The sequence below is a fragment of the Streptomyces sp. 7R007 genome (assembly GCF_054850255.1).
This window is the reverse complement of sequence record NZ_JBTWMV010000128.1, coordinates 1-2,839: the sequence shown is the minus strand read 5'-3', so window position 1 is coordinate 2,839 and position 2,839 is coordinate 1. Positions and strand designations below refer to the sequence as shown.

Annotated in this window: 6 protein-coding genes and 1 pseudogene; 5 read left to right on the top strand and 2 right to left on the bottom strand. The window is 68.0% G+C overall.

Features of this window, described 5'->3' with window-relative positions; translation table 11 throughout:
- A partial coding sequence (locus ACYF6T_RS44365; RefSeq protein ID WP_461703678.1) for a transposase occupies nucleotides 1-223 on the bottom strand: 223 nt, incomplete at its 3' end.
- A 340-nt stretch (nucleotides 224-563) separates the two neighbouring features.
- Here ACYF6T_RS44365 and ACYF6T_RS44360 point away from each other — a divergent pair.
- On the top strand, nucleotides 564-770 hold the full coding sequence (locus tag ACYF6T_RS44360; protein ID WP_461703677.1) for a hypothetical protein: 207 nt from the start codon (nucleotides 564-566) through the stop codon (nucleotides 768-770).
- Complete coding sequence (locus ACYF6T_RS44355) at nucleotides 767-1,150, top strand: hypothetical protein (RefSeq protein WP_461703676.1); 384 nt, start codon at nucleotides 767-769, stop codon at nucleotides 1,148-1,150. Before ACYF6T_RS44360 ends, ACYF6T_RS44355 begins: the two co-directional genes overlap by 4 nt.
- Nucleotides 1,151-1,259: 109 nt before the next feature.
- On the opposite strand, the pseudogene ACYF6T_RS44350 reads toward ACYF6T_RS44355, so the two are convergent.
- Nucleotides 1,260-1,634, bottom strand: a pseudogene (locus tag ACYF6T_RS44350) (hypothetical protein); the annotation flags it as partial.
- Between the two features lie 7 nt (nucleotides 1,635-1,641).
- Between ACYF6T_RS44350 and ACYF6T_RS44345 the strand changes: the two are divergent.
- The 3 genes from ACYF6T_RS44345 to ACYF6T_RS44335 all read left to right on the top strand — a co-directional run.
- A complete protein-coding gene (locus tag ACYF6T_RS44345; protein ID WP_461703675.1) occupies nucleotides 1,642-1,815 on the top strand; it encodes an alpha-L-fucosidase in 174 nt (57 codons plus the stop codon).
- A 125-nt stretch (nucleotides 1,816-1,940) separates the two neighbouring features.
- Nucleotides 1,941-2,108, top strand: a complete 168-nt coding sequence (locus tag ACYF6T_RS44340; RefSeq protein ID WP_461703674.1) for an alpha-L-fucosidase — start codon at nucleotides 1,941-1,943, stop codon at nucleotides 2,106-2,108.
- A 197-nt stretch (nucleotides 2,109-2,305) separates the two neighbouring features.
- Nucleotides 2,306-2,839: RICIN domain-containing protein (locus ACYF6T_RS44335; protein WP_461703673.1), on the top strand; the 534-nt coding region annotated here is incomplete at its 3' end.

Genomic DNA, 2,839 nt, shown 5'->3' with positions numbered 1-2,839 from the left:
CGCTGTGGTGGAAGCCGGGGTCGTCCAGCTCCATGGCCGTGGCGTACGTGAAGCCAATGCGGCAGCGGACCGCCTCGGCGGCCTGCCGGTCCGACAAGCCGAGCAGGAACCACAGCACACAGACGGTGGCCTGTTGAGCAGGCGAGAGACCCGGACGCCCATCCCGCGGATACCAGTCCGCGAAGTCCTCGTCACACCACAGCCCACCCAGCCGGTCACGCACCCATATCGCCGTCGTGCCGTCCGGGTTGCTCGCCCGCGCAACCTGCGCAGTCAGAGACGGAACCTGCTCACCGGAACGGGGACGAAGGGACAACGAGCACCTCGACAGCTGCATCGATCGGCGGAACCACCCGAGCATGCCCGTCGATCCTGCTGCCGCACCGGGTCCAAGATCCCCGACAGAGTCAAGCTTAGGCCTGCACACCGCCATCGCCCACTTGCACACGTGCGCCCCGCCCGCGTCCCGAAGCGCCTTCAATCAGGACCGGGAATCGACACTCCCCCCGTTCCTCGGCACGAGCGGGTACCGCTAGTGGTACCAATGGAGGTACCTTGGGGACATGCCTGCACTTAACGTGGAATTCAGCGAAGAAGAGATGGCTCGGCTGCGCAAGCGTGCGGCTTTGACGGGCCGGAGTCTGAAGCAGCATGTTCACGACGTGACAGTGGAGGAGGCCGACCGGCTTGCCTTCGTCGAAGGGGCGGTGGCCGAGGCTGCCCGGATCCTGGCCGGCGTCACGGCGCGTTTCCCTGAAGGACAGCGGTGAGCCCGATCATCCGTGTCGATGTCGGCTGGGTGCTGCAGATCCAGTCGGCGATCTCCCCGCTGAACGTACCCATCGCGGACTGGGGCGCCTTGGGATTCATGGCCGATCGGCACAAGTTCGAGCGGGAACGCGGTGTCTTGTACTACGAGGAGGTTGCGTCCCGGGCTGCGACTTTTCTGCACACCGCGTTGCTGCTGCGGCCCTTCAGCGACTACAACCTGGTCATCGGCTGGGCCTGCACCAGCCAGTACATGCACGTCTCCGGCCAGCCGCTCCAAGCCAAAGACGAAGATCTGTACGCACTCGCCCAGGAGGTCCGCGCGCAGGAAGCCGATCTACGCACGATCGCGCATCGGCTGGAGTCCTGGCACAGCAGGTGATGCCGGCTGGCTGCACGGCCCCCGTCTCCGAGGCGCTCCACGGCGGAGCCAGCGCAAGCGGGAGAAGTGGGGCCCACCGCAAGCCGCTCATGCCAGAGGGTGAGGGCGCGGCGGCCTGGTCCCGTCGGCGCAGACGTACACCGAGCCGTACCACCAGCTCCAGCAGGGCGGCGCGCACCTCGGCGCCGTCCAGGAGGTGCCGGTCGAAGGCGCGGCGGGCGGTCGCGGTGGCGGGCAGGGCGCGGGGGACGACCGCGCGCGGGTCGATGCCGCGGGCCCGGTCGGCGGCCGTACGCCCGGCGCGGCCACCCAGCAGCCGCTGCACCGTGGCGGCCGGCACCGCGGCGAGCAGGCCCACGCTGTGAATGCCGTAATCCCGCAGCACCTCCGCCTGGCGTGGGCCGATGCCGTGCAGCGCCTCCACCGGCAGCGGTGCAAGCCAGTCGGCGACCTGCTCCGGGGCCATGTGCAGGACGCCGCCGGGCTCCACCATGACGTCGCTGACCGCGCGCACCAACTACATCAACGGCATGAAGGCCCAGCTCACGGAACTGATGAACGCCTACAACCCGGCCCTGCTGTGGTTCGACGGCGACTGGTGCGGCAACCCCTCCACCCCCACCCTCACCGACTGGTGGACCCAGGCGGACGGGCAGAGCCTGTAGGACTGGCTGACCCAGACCTGGCCGAACGTCATCGTCAACGAACGCGTCAAGCGCGACTGCGGCCTGGGTGACTACGCGGTCGGTTCAGCGCACCGATGGACCGGCAGTGGGAGTACTGCCCCACCATGAACGAGGCATGGGGCTACAACAAAGACAAGGAAAACAACTACCACTCGCTCCAGTACATCATCCAGCAGATGGTTACCTGCATCTCCCGGGACGGCAACTACCTGCTCAACATCGGCCCCGACGGCGGCCACAACCCCGACGGCAGCGCGAACGACGGCCCGTAACACCCGGGCAGCTGACCACTCTGAACGGCATGGCCTCCTGGATGGCCACCTACTCCGACAGCATCTAGGGCACCAGCGGCAGCCCCTTCGCATTCTGCAGATCCCGGCGGTGTACAACACGATCAACCGCGTCTACCTGCTGAACAACCCCTTCGCCTCCCTGACCTACTGGGTCAGCGGCGGCCAGATCAACGTCCATGTGCCGAGCGGCGCGCCCGACACGAACGACTCCGTGGTCTGCGTCGAGGTCAACGGCATGCCGGCCGTGCTCGCGGGCGGCGTCTACAACGTTCGTCTGCGCCCGGAGCGGCAAGGCCCTCGACAACGCCAACACCACGGCCGAAGGCAACCAGTGCGTCCAGTGGACCCTCAACAGCGGTGCCACCCAGCAGTGGACGGTCACCGACCTGGGTCACGGCTACTACAAGCTGGTCTCCGTGCGCAGCGGCGAGGCGCTCGACAACAACAGCACCTCCGACGCCTCGACGGTGGTGCAGCGGACCGACAACAGCAGCTGGCAGTGGCAGCAGCAGTGGGCCATCGCCTCGCTCGGCAACGGTGGGTACCAGCTCGTCAACCGGGCCAGCGGCAAGGCGCTGGACAACGCCAACACCACCCTCGACGGCAACCCGTCATCCAGTGGACCACGGGCACCGGCCCCACCCAGACGTGGACCGCGACCAAGGTCGGCTGCCCCCCACCCTGCCCGACGGAGCCGGTCGGGGCCGCGA

What these genes read in the sequence shown, in the direction of transcription:
- ACYF6T_RS44360 (WP_461703677.1), top strand. Translation starts at nt 564, where the DNA reads ATGCCTGCACTTAACGTGGAATTCAGCGAAGAAGAGATGGCTCGGCTG.
- ACYF6T_RS44345 (WP_461703675.1), top strand. Translation starts at nt 1,642, where the DNA reads ATGACGTCGCTGACCGCGCGCACCAACTACATCAACGGCATGAAGGCC.
- ACYF6T_RS44340 (WP_461703674.1), top strand. Translation starts at nt 1,941, where the DNA reads ATGAACGAGGCATGGGGCTACAACAAAGACAAGGAAAACAACTACCAC.